The following is a 15,576-nucleotide window of genomic DNA, read 5'->3' on the forward strand; positions in this document are numbered from 1 at the left end:
GCCCCTGATGCGCCCCGCCTTCGTCATGCGTCGCCCCAGACGATCTCGGCCAGCGCCAGCCAGGACACCAACCCCGCGCACAGCAGGAGCACGAGCGCGACGCCGCGGACCCAGCGCCACCAGCCGATCGCGCGCCGCGGCGCCTGGCCCCAGGCCCGTGGGGGCGGCGGCATCGCAATGCCATTGTCGGTGGTGCCCCGGCAGTTCCGCAGGCACAGCGGCACCAGCATGGCGTAGCCATCGCTCGGCGCGGCGATCAGCGCGGCGGCGAAGCCGCAATCCTTGCACGCGGTCATTCGCCGGCTTTACCGGCGTGTCGGCCGGCCAGCAGCGTCGCCCGGATGTCCGCCGCGACCCGATCCATGATGCGCTGCTTGGCCGCCGTCGTGGTCTTGGGGCCGTCCCAGATCGCCAGGAACCGCGCGTATTGCGCCTCGGTCGGGTCCACCTCGGCATCGGCGCCACGCAGACGCGCCAGCGCCGCATTGACGGTCTTTGCGGGACGGTCGGGATGCAGCAATTCCTCGGCGACCTGCGTCTGCAGGCCCTGGTTCAGTTCGATCAGCCGGTCGAGATCGCGCCCCGACTGCGAGACCGGATGCGTGGCCAGCCGCTCCCGCAGCCCAGGCGCCAGCCCGGTGACGCGGGCAATGCTCATCTGGATGAGGCGCTGGCTCAGGCCCAGCTTGGCCGCGGTTTCCCGTGTGAAGCTGCCGGGGCGCATCAAAGCGAAACGCGCTTCGCTTTGATCGCGGGCCTTCTTTGACCGCCGGTCTCCGCCCTTTTCGGGAGGGTGCTGGAGCTGATAGATACGCTGCCGCTCGGCCAGGAAGGCGGCGCGATCCAGCGCCGACAGCTCCTGTCGCATCAGGTTCTCGTCGATCTCCAACAGCTTGGCGGCGTGTTCATCGCCCTCAAAGGGGATGGCGTTGATCGTGTTCCAGCCCAGTTGGAGCGCGGCCACGACCCGATGGGCGCCGGCGATCAGCGTGTATTTCCCATTTGGCTGCGCCGTGACCCGAATCGGGGTGTCCTGCCCCCGTTCGGCCATGCTGGCGGCCACCAGCTCCACGAATGCCGGATTGATCGGCCGCAGCCGCTCCCCGATCTCTATGTCGGCCAAGGGAATGGATAGGACGTTCACGCGGCCTCCGATTTCTGACGATGCGAATCTGGCCGCCCCCGGCTAGTGTCCTGGGCGATGACGGAGTTCGGGCGCCGGCGTTTCCCTTCGGGGGAGGGCCAGCGGTCGGGCCACAGGACCTCCGGCGGGATCCCCAGCGCTTCGGCGATGCGGAGTTCGACGGGGCGGCGGCGGCGGGAGCCACGGAGCGTTCGGCTGATGGCCGATTTCTCCCATCCCCAAGCCTCCGATAGGGCGGTCACCGGGCCAAAGCGTTTCACCAACGCGGCCTTGATGTCCTCCCGATGCCAGCCTGGCTCCGCCATTCCGCCCCTGCTCCCGATGGCCCGCCCCGCGCGCCATCGGCTCGGGGGTGTGGGGCAATGTGTCGGCAGGATATCCGAATGGATAACCCGAACGCAAGGGCTGTGAACCCGAAAAGGACTTCCGAGTTAGCCTTTGGCCTCAATCGGGCACCTGAATGGATAGACTATTGAAAACAAATGGATTTGTGCGGTATTTATGGTCCAAACGGATAACGATCGCGAGTTCCGAGTTCCGAGCGTTAACTCGGAAGTGGATCTGCGCACGCAGAGGCTGCGCAAGGCGGTTCAAGCCGCGGGCGGCAACCACCGGGTGGCCCAGCGCGCTGAGATGCCAACGCCTACCCTGAACAATTATATGAGCGGCCGAGACATGAAGGCAGCCGCCATGGTCGCTCTTGCCGCCGCAACTGGTGTCCGGGTCGAGTGGCTCGCCACTGGCGTCGGGCCCATGCACGAGAGGGACCTGGAAGCACCCACTGCGCAGCCACCAGCGCATGAAGCGGCGGCCATTCATGTCATCCCTCGCTACGCGGCGCGCGCCTCAGCCGGCGCCGGCAACCCTCATCCAGAAGAGGTCGAATTGCTTGGTCTGCCGTTCCCGGAAATCTGGATAAGGCAGGTTATAGGCCGGTCTCCGCATGGTCTGGTGATCGTCGATGCGGCCGGAGACAGCATGGAACCGACAATCAGCGACGGTGACCTGCTCCTGCTCGACACCGCGGCGCGGGACCTGCGCAACGGCAGGATCTATGTCATCGAGACGGCCGGAAACCTCCTGGTGAAACGGGTCCAACTTCGCATCGACGGCAGTATCATCCTGGTCAGCGACAACCCGAACTACCCTCCCGAATCCGTCGCTCCGGGCGGCGCCGAGCGCCTGCGCATCATCGGCCAGGTGGTCTGGCAGAGCCGCGCCATGGCGGGCTGAGGGTGGTCTCAGGAATTTTAAGAGACGCCTGGAAGGTTCCTCAGGCGCCCTTCATGGTCGGAGGCCAAAGTGCAAATTCGGCTGTCCCTCGGACCCGAAGGTGCAAGATCGGCTGTCCCGGCCACGTTCCGGCGAAATCACCAAAAATCCAATTTATATAAGGGTATCCCGTGCAATCCCGGCCGATCCCGGTTCATCCCGGCAAGTGCAAGACTCAGTGTCCGGTCTCAGCGGTGTTCTGGACGCGCACGCTGGCGGCCTCATCCAGCCCGCTCGTGGCATTGGCCGGGTCGAAGCCGGTGTCGCCGCCGGGCGTGCCGTAGAAATATTCCCAGTAGAACAGGATTTTGGCATCGGGGAACACGTCGCGCAGGAACAGCCCCTCGCCCCAGCCCGGATGCACGCAGATGACGTCCGGGCGCAGCCCCTGGCGTTGCAGGGCCTGGGCGGCCCGGGCCACGGCCTGGCCGCGGCGGATATAGGCCTCGGTGCGGCGCAGATAGCGATGCGTCGCCTCCCCCGCCCCATCGGGCTTGCCGTAACGCAGATGTGTGACCCCAGGCAGGGACGGGCCGGGATTCTCGCCAAGGCCGGTGACGCGCACCCCCGGCCGCGCGGCCAGCGCCGGGGCCAGATGCCGGTATTGGCCGGGGAAGTTCTGATGCACGAAAAGACACTGCACCGGCACGCTCCCTGACCACTCGATCTTTGACAAAGTCATGCTATATCAGCTGTGCCGGTTCGTCCGGCTATGGCGATAAACGCTACGTGGCATAAGCGTTGTGGACCCGGGGGCAGTGCCCGGCGCCTCCACCAGCAAACCGCACCCTTTATCGGGGGTGGGATGTGGGGGCGACACAGGTTCGACACGCGCGGTAAAGACGTAGTTTTCGTTCGGTATGGCTCCGCCGCAATGGGCCATTCACAAGTGCCAACGATAACAGCCGTGAGGCTGTGGCGCTCGCTGCCTAGGAATAGGTAAGCGCGGTTCGGGGGGCACCGGGCAACAGAAGCCCCCCACTCTTTCAGCCATCCGGACGCGGAGGCTATGGCTTGGGGTGCTGTTGGAATGGGCCAGGACGAGCACGGTACGGTCGAAAGCCTCCTGCCCTATGAGCAGTGGACGGAGGAGGCGACGCGCGAAGTGATGCTGCGCGCCCTGGACCATGCCGCGGCCTTTGGCATGCCGGGCGAGCACCATTTCTACATCACCTTCCGCACGGACATGCCCGGCGTCGCGGTGCCCGCGCATCTGCGCGCCCGCTACCCGCAGGAAATGACCATCGTCCTGCAGCACCAGTTCTGGGATCTGAAGGTCGATCGGGCGGCGCGCACCGTCTCGGTCGGGCTCTCCTTCGGCCAGGTGCCCTCGACGCTGGTGATGCCCTTCGCCGCCATCACCGCCTTCTGGGACCCTTATGTCCGCATCGGGCTGCGCTTCGGCGGGGCCGAGGGCGCCGCGGCCGTCGCGCCGATGGACACCCCGCCGGAGGTGGAAGCCGTGACCCCCGAGCCCGTCGTCCCGGATACGGGCCCGCAGGTGGTGCAGCTCGACGCCTTCCGCCGCCGGCAGGATTAGGCAGCGCCGTTTTCGGCACGCATCCCGCGGCGGCGGGGCGTGACCCGGCGCGAGGCAGGGGCTACATCCAGCCCCAGCCATCCGAGTAGGGAGCCGCCGCTCATGACCCCGCCGCTGGATACCGTCGCCGCCGCCCGGCCCGACACCTTCCGCTATTCCCCGATGTTCCCGCTTGGCGAGGACCCGACCCCCTACCGCCGCCTGCCGATCGAGGGCGTTTCCTCCATCGAGGTCGAGGGCAAGACGGTCCTGAAGATCGCCCCCCGGGCGCTCGAAGAGCTCGCGCTGGTGGCCTGCAAGGAAGTCTCCCACCTCCTCCGCCCCGCCCATCTGGCGCAGCTTCGGAAGATCCTGGACGACCCCGAGGCCTCCCCCAACGACCGTTTCGTGGCGCTGGACCTGCTGAAGAACGCCAATATCGCCGCCGGCGGCGTGCTGCCGATGTGCCAGGACACCGGCACCGCCATCGTCTTCGGCAAGAAGGGCCAGCGCGTCTGGGTCGAGGGCGATGAGGAGGAGGCGCTGAGCTACGGCGTCCACCGCACCTATACCGAAACCAACCTGCGCTACAGCCAGATGGCCCCGATCACGATGTTCGAGGAGAAGAACACCGGCGACAACCTGCCGGTGCAATTCGACATCCTGGCCCAGCCCGGCGAGCACCACGCCGATGAATTCCATCTGATGTTCGTGCTGAAGGGCGGCGGTTCGGCCAACAAGACCTTCCTCTACCAGCAGACGCGGGCGGTGCTGAACCGGCCCAAGCTGCTCGCCTTCCTGGATGAGAAAATCAAGACGCTGGGGACCAGCGCCTGCCCGCCCTACCACCTCTCCATCGTGATCGGCGGCACCTCGGCCGAGACCACGCTGAAAACCGTGAAGCTCGGCAGCACCAAATGGCTGGATGCGCTGCCGACCGAGGGCTCCATGGCCGGCCATGCGTTTCGGGACCTCGATCTGGAGCGGGACGTGCTGGCGCTGACCCAGCACAACGGCATCGGCGCGCAATTCGGCGGCAAGTATTTCTGCCATGACGTGCGGGTGGTGCGGCTGCCGCGCCATGGCGCCTCCCTGCCCATCGGCATCGGCGTGTCCTGCTCCGCCGACCGCCAGATCAAGGCCAAGATCACCAAGGATGGCGTGTTCCTGGAACAGTTGGAGCACGACCCGGCGCAGTATCTGCCGGAACACACCGAGGACATCCTGGGCGGGGATGTGGTCAAGATCGACCTCAACCGGCCGATGGCGGAAATCCGCGCGGAACTGACCAGGCACCCCGTAAAAACCCGCGTGTCGCTGACCGGCACCATCGTCGTCGCCCGCGACATCGCGCATGCCAAGCTGCAGGAGCGGCTGGATGCGGGGCTCGGCCTGCCGCAATACCTCAAGGACCACCCGGTGTATTACGCGGGCCCGGCCAAGACGCCGCAGGGCTTCGCCACCGGCAGCTTCGGGCCGACCACAGCGGGGCGGATGGACAGCTATGTGGAGGCCTTCCAGGCCGCCGGCGGCTCGCTGGTCATGCTGGCCAAGGGCAATCGCAGCAAGGCGGTGCTGAACGCCTGCAAGACCTATGGCGGCTTCTACCTCGGCTCGGTCGGCGGCCCCGCCGCCCGCCTGGCCCAGGACTGCATCCGCAAGGTCGAGGTGCTGGAATACCCCGAACTCGGCATGGAGGCGGTGTGGAAGATCGAGGTCGAGGATTTCCCGGCCTTCATCGTGGTCGATGACAAGGGCAATGATTTTTACGAGGGGTTGGAGTGAGCGCCATGGTCAAGGTTCAGCTCTGGTGTCACGACCGCTTCGGCGCCGAAATCCCCGGCCTCGACCCGCGTCCGAAACTCTTCGCGCGGATGCCGGTGGTCGGTGACCATCTGCTGGCGGAGGTCGATGACGAACGCGTCTTCGTCGTCCGCAACGTCTTCCTCTGGCCGCTGGATGCCGAGAACCAGGTTGGCGGCGAGGTCGATGCCTATCTGGTCGACGAACCCTGATGCGCCGCCTCATCTCCTCCGGCTCCCGCTTCGAGGAGGAGATCGGCTATTCCCGCGCCGTGGTGGATGGCGACCATGTCTGGGTCTCCGGCACCACCGGCTATGATTACGCGACCATGAGCATCCAGGATGATGTGGTCGCGCAATGCGAACAGGCCTTCGACAACATCGCCGCCGCCTTGGCCGAGGCCGGCGCCTCGCTGGATGATGTGGTGCGCGTCTTCTTCATCGTCCCCGAGCGCGCGGATTGGGAGCCCTGCTGGCCGGTGATCCGCGCCCGCTTCCACAAGGCCCGCCCGGCCGCGACGCTGATCCACGCCGGCCTGCTGACCCCGGCCATCCGCATCGAGATCGAGGTCACCGCCCGCCTCCCCCAAAAGGACCCAGCCTGATGCGTTTTTCCGTCGATCGCCTGGATCATCTGGTCATCACCTGCCGCAACGTCGAAGTCTCGGCCAATTGGTATGAGCGGGTGCTGGGCATGGAGCGCGAGGTGTTCGGGCCCCATGACCGGCTGGCGATGCGCTTCGGCGGCCAGAAGCTCAATCTGCGCCCCGCGACCGTGACCCAGGATGAGTGGTTCTCCGGCGATGGCGCGGCCCCTGGCGCCCAGGACCTCTGCTTCATCGTGACCATGCAGGCGGACCAGGTGGCGGCGCATCTGCGCGGCGTGGGCGTGGAGGTCATCCTCGGCCCCGCACCCAAGGCGGGGGCGCTGGGTGTCCTCACCTCCTGCTACTGCCGCGATCCGGACGGGAATCTCATCGAGATCTCAACCTATGGCGAGGCCAGCGCGTAACCTCCCCGACGGAGGGCCCAGACCATGACCACACGCACCGAAACCGACAGCCTCGGCAGCATCGAGATCGACGCCGAGGCGCTGTGGGGGCCGCAGACCGAACGCGCCCGGCTGCTCTTCGCGATCGGCAGCGAACGGTTTCCCCGGCGCCTGCTGCGGGCGCTGGGCTTGCAGAAGCAGGCGGCGGCCGAGGCCAATGCCAGCCTCGGGCAATTGCCGGAACCGCTGGCTGCCGCCATCGCGCAGGCGGCGGCCGAGGTCGCCGATGGGCGGCATGATGCGCAATTCCCGCTGCCGATCTGGCAGACCGGCAGCGGCACCCAGACCAACATGAACGCCAATGAGGTGATCGCCCGCCTCGCCTCCCGCAGCCTCGGGACCAAGGTGCATCCGAACGACCATGTGAATCGCGGGCAATCCTCCAACGACAGCTTCCCGACCGTGATGCATGTCGCGGCCGCCGAGGCGGTGACGGCGGATCTGCTGCCCAGCCTCGCGCTGTTGCAGGCCGCGCTGGAGCGCCGGGCGGAGGAGTGGTCCGGCATCATCAAGGTCGCCCGCACCCATATGATGGATGCGGTGCCGGTCACGCTCGGCTCGGCGCTGGCGACCTGGGCGGATCAGGTCAGGCTGGGGCAGGACCGGGTGCGGGATGTGCTGCCCCGCCTGCTGCGCCTGCCGCAGGGCGGGACGGCGGCGGGCAGCGGGCTGAACACCCATGCCGATTTCGCCGCGCGCTTCGCCGGGCGCGTCGCGGCCCTGACCGGGCTGCCCTTCACCGCCAACCCCAACCCGTCGGAGGGTATGGCCGCGCATGATGTCTTCGTCGAACTGCATGGCATGCTGAACGTGCTGGCGGTGTCGCTGAACAAGATCGCCAATGATGTGCGGCTGCTCGGCTCCGGCCCGCGCGCCGGCATCGCGGAATTCATCATCCCCGCCGACGGGCTCTCCTCCTCCATCATGCCGGGCAAGACCAACCCGACGCAGTCCGAGGCGCTGTCCATGGTCTGCGCCCAGGTGATGGGCAACCAGACCACGGTGACCATCGCCGGCGCCCAGGGGCATCTGGAGCTGAACGTGTTCAAGCCGGTCATCATCCAGTCGGTGCTGCAATCGGTGCGGCTGCTGGGCGATGCGGCGCGCTCCTTCGCAGCCCACATGATCGACAAGCTGGAGCCGAACCGGACCCGCATCGCGGAGAACCTCGCCAAGTCGCTGATGCTGGTCACGGCGCTGAACCCGCGCATCGGCTACGATCGCGCGGTCGCCATCGGCAAGCTCGCGCTGGCCGAGGACATCACGCTGAAGGAGGCGGCGATCCGCCTCGGCCATGTCACCGCCGAGCAGTTCGACGACTGGGTGAAGCCCGCCGACATGCTGCGCCCGGGGGCGACGCTGGAGGGGTGATGGCCGCGCATCTGGAGAAGCGCAGCCTGAGCCTCGCGGGCCACCGCACCTCGGTGGCACTGGAGCCGGCGTTCTGGGCGGCGCTGGAGCGGCTGGCGGTGGCGCGGCGGGTGAGCCTGGTCGCGCTGGTGGCGGAGGTGGATGCGGCAAGGGCGGAAGCGGGGGTGCCGCTGGCGTCGGCGTTGCGGGTGGCGGCGTTGGGGGGGTAGCTACCCCACCAGCGCCCGCAGCTTCCCCCGAACCTGCCCGAGTTCCGCGACGCTCACGCGCCCCTTGCGCGCTGCCTGCCGCGCCCGCCAGTCGAGGCTCTTCACCTGATCCGCCAGCACCACGCTGGGCGGATTTCCCGCGATCGGCACCTCGAAGGGGTAGCCCTTGATCCTCGTCGTCAGCGGGCAGCAGATCATCAGCCCGGTCTTGCCGTTATAGGCGGCGGGGCTCAGCACCAGGGCCGGGCGGTGCCCGGCCTGCTCATGCCCAGCCTGGGGGTCGAACTGGAGCCAGACGATATCCCCGGCATCCGGCACATAGGCTGGCGCCTTCACCAAACCTCACGGCCGACGGCAGGCCCGAAATCGACCGCGTCATGCCGGTTCGCGTCCGTGATGCCCTCGACCAGTGCTGCGAGGTCAAACGCCGCCTCCGGCACTGGCTCGATGATGATGCGGCCGCCGTCCTCCCGGACCTCGACGGCCTGATCCAGCGACAGATGGGCCGCCGTCATCACCGCGGCCGGGATGCGCACCGAGGCGCTGTTGCCCCATTTCTTCACGAAGACCTTCATGGCGCGGAGGCTAATGCAGTCGCGGCCTTTGTGTCAACATTGTCGATACATCCTAATTCTGCTCCACCCGCCACCGCGTCCAGGCCGAAATCTCCGGGATCCGCGTCGCCGATCCCCCCGGCCCGGTCAGGCGCAGCACCACCGGCGGCCCCTCCCCTGGCGGCACCGAGACCTGCATGTCCACCGTCCCCCGCGCCAGATCCACATCGCCCGTGAAGCGCGCGACGGCCCCGCCCTCGGCCACCAGCCCCGCATCGGTCAGCGCCCCGCGCCCGGCGGTGATGGTCAGCCCGGCGTCCAGGCGCTCCAGCGTCGTCGCCCCGGTCAGCAACCCGCGCCTGAGCCCGACCGCCGCCTCCTCCTGGTCCGGCAGCCGGGCCGCGGCGGCCACCGCCGGCACGTCGAAGCCAGTCAGCACGCCCGAGGACACCCCCATCCGCGCGGTGCCGCTCAGGGTCGAGAGCAGGGCGGCCGGCGCGCTGCCCCGGCCTTCCAGATGCAGCTCGCCCTCCAGCCGCCCCGCGGAGATATCCACCGGCAGGTCGAACAGCGGCCCCGAGATCGCCGCGCCACTGAGCCTGCCCTCCAGCAGCACGCGGGGGGCGAGCCCGGCCTCCAGCCGCAGGCTGCCGCTGAGGCTGCCCCCGGCGACGCGGCCCTCCCTCATCTCGATCACCGCGACGCTGTCGCCGAGGCTGAACTGGCCCTGCGCCTGCTCCACCACCGGCAGGCCCGGGGCCTCGATCCGCTGGGCGCGCCAGGCGACATCGGCATCCCAGCCGGCCAGGGCCCGCAGCGGCAGCGGCACGCGGCTGCGGGGGGCGGGGCCAGGCAGCGGCAGGCGCTCGACCGTCACCCGCCCGGTCAGCTTCGGGCGCGGCCCGCTCAGCGCCAGCCCCCCCTGGCCGGAGACCCGCAGCTCGCCCGCCACCACATCCAGCCGCTCCGCCGTGATCCCGGTGGCGCCGATGCTGCCCTGCGCGACCACCGAGATCGAGCCCTCCCCCAGCCAGCGCGTGCCCTCGGGGCCGAAGGCCTCGGTCAGCAGCCGGGGCGCGCCGGGGTGGCGCAGGGTCACCGCACCGCTCGCCTTCAGCGCCGGCAGGTCCAGGGTCACCTGCGTCTCGGCGCGGACCTCGCCGAGTTCGCCCGCGGCACGCAGCACCAGCCCCTCGCCCGGCCCGCCGCCGGTGATCGTCAGCCGCAGCGGAAGCTGGGCGAGCGGTGTGCCATCCGGCCAGGTGCCCGGCACCAGCGCCAGCACCCCCACCGCCGAGCTGGCCGAAACCTCCAGCGACAAATCGGCGAAGCGCGGCGTGGGCGCCAGGGTAAAGCTGCCCGAGGCGGTCGCATCCGCCTCCCCCAGCCGCCCGGTGCCGCGCCGCAGGGTCAGCCGCCCCTGTTCCAGCGCGAGGTCGAGGGCCACGCGGTCGAGCCTCCTGCCCCACCAGTCCAGCCGCCCGGCCTCCAGCCGCAGATTGGCATCGAAGCCCGCCAGCGCCTGGCGCCAGGTGCCGAGGTCCCAGCCCTCGGGCAGCAGCCCGTCCAGCGACAGCCGGTCCAGCGTCAGCCCGAGCCCGATCGCCGGCCGCGCCCCGCCACGGAACAGCCCGGCCCCCGAGAGGCGGGTGCCATCGACCACGGCGGTCAGCTCGGGGATCGAGACCTGGCCATCCTCCAGCACCAGCCGGAACCGCCCGCTCGCCTCGCGCAGCCGCGCCGGGTCGGTGGCGCCCACCGGGGCCCTGAGCGCGTCCAGCGTGCTGCGCAGATCCGGCGCGGTGAAGCGCACCGAGAGTTCCAGCCGGGTCGCGGCACTGGCCCCGGCGATCTCGACCTCCGCATCCCCGGGCAGCAGCGCCGAGACATCGGAGAGGCTCAGCCGCTCGCCCTCCATGAAGGCGGCGCCGCGCAGGCGGCGCAACGCGATGCCGCGGAAGGTCGCGGCCTCGGCCGAGAGGTCGACCGACAGCGGCAGCCCGCGCGGCCCCGAGGCCAGCAACGCCGCCCCCCAGGCATCCAGATCCAGCCGGGCGGCGGCCAGCGCCAGATCCAGCCGCGGCTGGGGCGCAAGGCGCAAGGCCACCGCCCCCCGCGCCGGCGCGCCTTGCAGGTCGAGCGCCAGATCCTCCAGCGCCATCAGATCGCCGCCCGCGACGAAGCGCCCGGTGGCACGGAACGGCCCGGCGGGGGCCGGCACCAGCGCCGACAGATCCGGCCCGGAGGCCTCGACCCGGCCCTCGAAGCCGCCCTCCGGCTGCAACACGCCGACCGCCCGCAGCCCCGCGCCGGCGGCCGAAAGCGAGACCTCCAACGGCGCCACCGCATCCCAGCCGGCGCGGCCGAGCGTCGCGCCGAAGCGCACCGGCAGGCCGCGCCAGGCGAAGCGGCCCTCGAAGCGCAACGCATCGGCGGCACCGCCGGAGCTGAGCTGACCGGCGAAGCCATCCAGCACGAGGTCGCCGATCCGCAGGCGGCCATCCTCGATCCGCGCCTCGATCACCGTCAGCCAGGCGGGGGCGCGGAAGGCTGAGACGCTGCTCGGCGGCCAGGCCAGGGTCAGCTCGGCGCCGGCCAGCACGATCTCGCGCGGCTGGATGCGGTTGGCGAGCAAGGCCGGCAGCGCCACCCGCATGCGCAGCACATTGGCGGTGAGGGCGAGGTCCTCGCCCGGCCCGCCGATGGAGATGCCGGCGGCCTCGATCGTCGGCTGGGGCAGCAGCACGAGGCGGATCGGCCCCTCGATGGTGACCGGCCGGCCGAGGCGCTGGGTGGCGATGGCGGCGATCTCCGGCCGCCAGCGTTCCCAATCCAGCAGCCGCGGCGCACCCCACACGATCCCGAGCAGCATCAAAGCGGCGGCGGCAAGGGCGAGGAGGGTGCGTAGCATTGCTTCGACGGGAAGCACCCCGCCGGGCGCGACGCAAGCCTTAAGCCAGAGAAGCCTTGCGCTCAGAGGCCGGTCAGGCCTTGCCCCAGCCGCCGCCGCCCGGGGTTTCCAGCCCGAAGACCTCGCCGGCCGCCAGCATCGCCTGGTCGCGGCCGCCCATGGGTTCGATGCTGCCATCCAGCCGCTCGACCCATTGCCGCCCCGGCGCGCCATCGGCGCCGCCATGCAGCCCGTGGGGGGGCACCTCGCGCCGGCTCGCGACCACGATCGCCTGCATCGGCTTGAGGAAGCGGATGCGACGGCGGCAGCCATCGCCGCCGTGCCACTCGCCCGCGCCCCCCGAGCCGCGGCGGATGGAGAATTCCTCCAGCCGCACCGGGTAGCGCATTTCCAGGATTTCGGGGTCGGTCATGCGGGTATTGGTCATATGCGTCTGCACCGGCCCGGTGCCGTCAAAGCCGGGGCCGGCGCCGGTGCCGCCGCAGACGGTCTCGTAATACTGCACCTCATCATCGCCGAAGAGGATGTTGTTCATCGTCGCCTGCGCGCTGGCGCAGGCGTCCAAAGCGGCGAGCAGCGCGTTGCAGGTGACTTGGCTGATCTCGGTATTGCCCGCGACCACCGCCGCCCCCGGCAGCGGCGACAGGAACGAGCCCTGCGGCACGATCAGCGTCAGCGGCTTCAGGCAGCCATCGTTCAGCGGCAGGTCGCCGCCGACCAAGGTGCGGAAGCAATACAGCACCACCGCCCGGCAGACCGCCGCCGGGGCGTTGAAGTTCCCCGGCCTTTGCGCGCCGGTGCCGGTGAAATCGACCGTGGCGGAGCGTGTGGCGCGATCCACCCGCACGGCGACGCACAACGGCGTGCCGTCATCCAGCGTGGTCGCGAAGCTGCCGTCCTTGAGCCGGTCGAGCACGCGGCGGACGCTTTCCTCCGCATTGTCCATGACATGGCCCATATAGGCCCGCACCACCGGCAGCCCCCAGTCGGCGACGGCCCGGCGCAGCGCCTGGGCGCCGGTCTCGTTCGCCGCGACCTGCGCCTTGATGTCGGCGACGTTCACATCCGGGCTGCGCGCCGGGTAGCGGGCGCCGGAGAGCAAGGCGCGGAACTCCACCTCGCGGAAATGCCCCTGCTCGACGAGCAGGAAGTCGTCGATGACGACGCCCTCTTCCTCCAGCGTCCTGGACAGCGGCGGCGTCGAGCCGGGGGTCAGCCCGCCGATATCGGCGTGGTGCCCGCGCGAGCCGGTGTAGAACAGGATGGTTTTGCCGGCCGCATCGAAAACCGGGGTGATGACGGTGATGTCGGGCAGATGCGTGCCGCCGTTGAACGGGTTGTTCAGCGCCACCGCATCGCCCGGCCGCAGCGTCGTGCCCCGGCTGTCGATGACGGTGCGCACGCTCTGGCCCATGGCGCCCAGATGCACCGGCACATGCGGCGCATTGGCGACCAGCGCGCCGGTCGCATCGAAGATGGCGCAGGAGAAATCCAGCCGCTCCTTGATGTTCACGCTCTGGCTGGTGTTTTGCAGGACGGCGCCGGTTTCCTCGGCGATCGCCATGAAGAGGTTGTTGAACAGCTCCAGCAGCACCGGGTCCGGGCGCGAGGGATCGGCCACCCGCAACGCCGCCGAGGCGCCGATCTTGCGGAGGATCATGTGGTTGGCGGCGGTGACCTCGGCCTGCCAGCCGGGTTCGATGATGGTGGTGGCATTCGCCTCGCGCACCAGCGCGGGGCCATCCAGCCGGTCGCCGGCCAGCAGGGTGTCGCGGTCGAAGACCGGGGCGGCATGCGCGGCGCCGGCGGTGAAGATCGCGACCTCGCCCAGTTTTTGCGGCGCCTCGCCGGCCGGGCGGGGGGGCAGCACGGGTTCGTTCACGGCATCGCCAGGCAGCACGGTCTCGACCACCGCGGCCTCGACCACCACGGCGCGGCCGGGGCTGGCGAAGCCGAAACGGGCGCGGTGCTGGGCGGTGAAGGCGGCGTCCAGCGCGGCGGCATCCCCGGCCTCATCCAGCACCAGCACGGCATCGGTGCCGGCGTAACGCAGATGCAGGCGGCGATGCGCGACCAGTTTTTCGGGGTCGGCGCCCTGGGCGAGCAAGGCGGCGCGGCCTTCCTCCTCCAGCCTGGCAAAGATGGCGGGCAGCAGCGGCATGGCGGCGGCCAACGGATGCTCGACGGCGGCCTCGCGGATCACGCCCTGGTCGGCGAGACCCATGCCGTAGGCCGAGAGCACGCCGGCGAAGGGGTGCAGGAACACCGCCTCCATACCGAGTTCATCGGCAACGAGGCAGGCATGCTGCCCGCCCGCGCCGCCGAAGCAGGCGAGCGCATGGCGCGCGGCGTCATGGCCCTTCTGGAGCGAAACCTGACGGATCGCGGCGGCCATATTGGCGACGGCGATGCGCAGAAACCCCTCGGCGACGTCACGGGGGTCGGGGGCCGGGGTGCCGGTGGCGACGCCGATCTCGGCGGCCAGGGCCGTGAATTTTTGGGCCACCACCTCGGCATCCAGCGGCTGGTCGCCATGCGGGCCGAACAGGGACGGAAAGTGCGCGGGCTGCACCTTGCCGAGCATCACATTCGCATCGGTCACGGTCAGCGGCCCGCCACGGCGGTAGCAGGCGGGGCCAGGGACGGCGCCGGCGCTGTCCGGGCCGACGCGGAACCGGGCGCCGTCGAAATGCAGGATGCTGCCGCCGCCGGCCGCGACGGTGTTGATCGCCATCATCGGCGCACGCATCCGCACCCCGGCGACCGTGGTCTCGAAGGCGCGTTCATAGGTGCCGGCGTAGAGCGCGACATCGGTGCTGGTGCCGCCCATGTCAAAGCCGATGATCTTGTCGAACCCGCCCATGGCGGCAGTGCGCGCGGCCCCCACGATGCCGCCGGCCGGGCCGGAGAGGATCGCATCCTTGCCCTGGAAGGCGCGGGAATCCGCGAGCGCGCCGGAGGATTGCATGAACAGCAGCGACACGCCCGGCAGCTCGGCCGCGACCTGATCGACGTAGCGGCGCAGGATCGGCGAGAGATAGGCATCCACCACCGCCGTATCCCCGCGCGGCACGATGCGCGGCAGCGGCGAGGCCTCATGCGACAGCGTGACCTGCGAAAAGCCGATCTCGCGGGCGATGGCGCCGATGCGGGTCTCGTGGTCCGGGAAGGCCCAGGCGTGCAGGAAGACGATGGCGACGGCGCGGATGCCATCGGCGAAGGCGGCCGTCAGCGCGGCGCGGGCCGAAACCTCGTCCAGCGGCTCGATCTCGGCGCCATCGGGGCCGATGCGGCCGCCGATCTCGGCCACCGTCTCATGCAGCAGCGAGGGCAGTTTCACATCCAGGTCGAACAGGCGCGGCCGGGCCTGGTTGCCGATGCGCGGCAGGTCGCCAAAGCCGCGGTTGGTCAGCAGCAGCACCCGCTCGCCGCGGCGTTCCAGCAGGGCGTTGGTCGCGACCGTGGTGCCCATCTTCACCGCCTCGATCAGCCCCTCCGGGATCGGGGCGCCCTCGGCCAGGCCGAGGATGCGGCGGATGCCGGCGACGGCGGCATCGGAGTTCCGGGTCGGGTCCTCGCTGAGCAGCTTGGCGGTGGAGAGCGTCCCATCCGGGGCGCGGGCGACGATGTCCGTGAAGGTGCCGCCGCGATCGATCCAGAACTGCCAGGAGGCGGGAAGCGTGGCAGCCATGGGCGGGGTCCTTCGGGTCGGTGCGGCAAAACCTTGACGATTTACCGATGAT

The 15,576-nt window shown here is 69.9% G+C and carries 16 protein-coding genes and 1 other RNA gene; 9 read left to right on the forward strand and 8 right to left on the reverse strand.

Annotated features, from left to right (window positions below; translation table 11 throughout):
* Window positions 1-23 precede the first annotated feature (23 nt).
* Genes C8P66_RS08840 through C8P66_RS24810 form a run of 3 tightly spaced genes read right to left on the reverse strand, consistent with a single transcriptional unit; the run spans window position 24 to window position 1,449 of the window.
* Window positions 24-296, reverse strand: coding sequence for a hypothetical protein (locus C8P66_RS08840; protein ID WP_111397879.1), 273 nt, complete (start codon window positions 294-296; stop codon window positions 24-26).
* Window positions 293-1,144, reverse strand: coding sequence for a ParB N-terminal domain-containing protein (locus C8P66_RS08845; RefSeq protein ID WP_158537168.1), 852 nt, complete (start codon window positions 1,142-1,144; stop codon window positions 293-295). The genes C8P66_RS08840 and C8P66_RS08845 overlap by 4 nt, the downstream gene beginning before the upstream one ends.
* Window positions 1,141-1,449 (reverse strand): helix-turn-helix domain-containing protein, encoded by a 309-nt coding sequence (locus tag C8P66_RS24810; RefSeq protein WP_111397881.1) that lies wholly within the window; start codon window positions 1,447-1,449, stop codon window positions 1,141-1,143. Before C8P66_RS24810 ends, C8P66_RS08845 begins: the two co-directional genes overlap by 4 nt.
* A 250-nt stretch (window positions 1,450-1,699) precedes the next feature.
* On the opposite strand from C8P66_RS24810, the gene C8P66_RS08855 reads away from it, so the two are divergent.
* On the forward strand, window positions 1,700-2,377 hold the full coding sequence (locus C8P66_RS08855) for a S24 family peptidase (protein ID WP_158537169.1): 678 nt from the start codon (window positions 1,700-1,702) through the stop codon (window positions 2,375-2,377).
* A 214-nt stretch (window positions 2,378-2,591) separates the two neighbouring features.
* On the opposite strand, the gene C8P66_RS08860 is transcribed toward C8P66_RS08855, so the two are convergent.
* A complete protein-coding gene (locus C8P66_RS08860; RefSeq protein WP_158537170.1) occupies window positions 2,592-3,059 on the reverse strand; it encodes a hypothetical protein in 468 nt (155 codons plus the stop codon).
* Window positions 3,060-3,073: 14 nt separating this feature from the next.
* On the opposite strand from C8P66_RS08860, the gene ssrA reads away from it, so the two are divergent.
* From ssrA to C8P66_RS08900, 8 genes are all read left to right on the forward strand, one after another.
* Window positions 3,074-3,399: a transfer-messenger RNA gene (ssrA, locus tag C8P66_RS08865) on the forward strand.
* Window positions 3,400-3,446: 47 nt separating this feature from the next.
* Window positions 3,447-3,956: an SspB family protein gene (locus tag C8P66_RS08870; protein WP_111397884.1), complete on the forward strand. Its 510-nt coding sequence runs from the start codon at window positions 3,447-3,449 to the stop codon at window positions 3,954-3,956.
* Window positions 3,957-4,058: 102 nt separating this feature from the next.
* Window positions 4,059-5,720, forward strand: coding sequence for a fumarate hydratase (locus C8P66_RS08875; protein WP_111397885.1), 1,662 nt, complete (start codon window positions 4,059-4,061; stop codon window positions 5,718-5,720).
* 5 nt (window positions 5,721-5,725) lie between these two features.
* The gene (locus C8P66_RS08880) at window positions 5,726-5,950 is read left to right on the forward strand and encodes a hypothetical protein (RefSeq protein WP_111397886.1); all 225 of its coding nucleotides are present in this window, start codon (window positions 5,726-5,728) and stop codon (window positions 5,948-5,950) included.
* Window positions 5,950-6,342 carry a RidA family protein gene (locus C8P66_RS08885; protein WP_111397887.1) on the forward strand — a complete coding sequence of 131 codons (393 nt, stop codon included), beginning with the start codon at window positions 5,950-5,952 and terminating at the stop codon, window positions 6,340-6,342. Before C8P66_RS08880 ends, C8P66_RS08885 begins: the two co-directional genes overlap by 1 nt.
* Window positions 6,342-6,749 carry a VOC family protein gene (locus C8P66_RS08890; protein ID WP_111397888.1) on the forward strand — a complete coding sequence of 136 codons (408 nt, stop codon included), beginning with the start codon at window positions 6,342-6,344 and terminating at the stop codon, window positions 6,747-6,749. Before C8P66_RS08885 ends, C8P66_RS08890 begins: the two co-directional genes overlap by 1 nt.
* A 24-nt stretch (window positions 6,750-6,773) precedes the next feature.
* Window positions 6,774-8,159, forward strand: a complete 1,386-nt coding sequence (locus C8P66_RS08895; protein WP_111397889.1) for a class II fumarate hydratase — start codon at window positions 6,774-6,776, stop codon at window positions 8,157-8,159.
* Window positions 8,159-8,368, forward strand: a complete 210-nt coding sequence (locus C8P66_RS08900; protein WP_111397890.1) for a ribbon-helix-helix domain-containing protein — start codon at window positions 8,159-8,161, stop codon at window positions 8,366-8,368. Before C8P66_RS08895 ends, C8P66_RS08900 begins: the two co-directional genes overlap by 1 nt.
* Here C8P66_RS08900 and mazF read toward each other — a convergent pair whose 3' ends face one another.
* The 4 genes from mazF to C8P66_RS08920 all read right to left on the reverse strand — a co-directional run bounded on the left by mazF (window position 8,369) and on the right by C8P66_RS08920 (window position 15,524).
* Window positions 8,369-8,704 (reverse strand): endoribonuclease MazF, encoded by a 336-nt coding sequence (mazF, locus tag C8P66_RS08905; RefSeq protein WP_111397891.1) that lies wholly within the window; start codon window positions 8,702-8,704, stop codon window positions 8,369-8,371.
* Window positions 8,701-8,943: an AbrB/MazE/SpoVT family DNA-binding domain-containing protein gene (locus tag C8P66_RS08910; RefSeq protein WP_111397892.1), complete on the reverse strand. Its 243-nt coding sequence runs from the start codon at window positions 8,941-8,943 to the stop codon at window positions 8,701-8,703. Before C8P66_RS08910 ends, mazF begins: the two co-directional genes overlap by 4 nt.
* A 52-nt stretch (window positions 8,944-8,995) precedes the next feature.
* Window positions 8,996-11,833 carry an AsmA family protein gene (locus C8P66_RS08915; protein WP_158537171.1) on the reverse strand — a complete coding sequence of 946 codons (2,838 nt, stop codon included), beginning with the start codon at window positions 11,831-11,833 and terminating at the stop codon, window positions 8,996-8,998.
* Window positions 11,834-11,906: 73 nt separating this feature from the next.
* Window positions 11,907-15,524 carry a hydantoinase B/oxoprolinase family protein gene (locus C8P66_RS08920; protein ID WP_111397894.1) on the reverse strand — a complete coding sequence of 1,206 codons (3,618 nt, stop codon included), beginning with the start codon at window positions 15,522-15,524 and terminating at the stop codon, window positions 11,907-11,909.
* Window positions 15,525-15,576 lie beyond the last annotated feature (52 nt).

This window comes from Humitalea rosea (genome assembly GCF_003253705.1).
GTDB classification, from domain to species: domain Bacteria; phylum Pseudomonadota; class Alphaproteobacteria; order Acetobacterales; family Acetobacteraceae; genus Humitalea; species Humitalea rosea.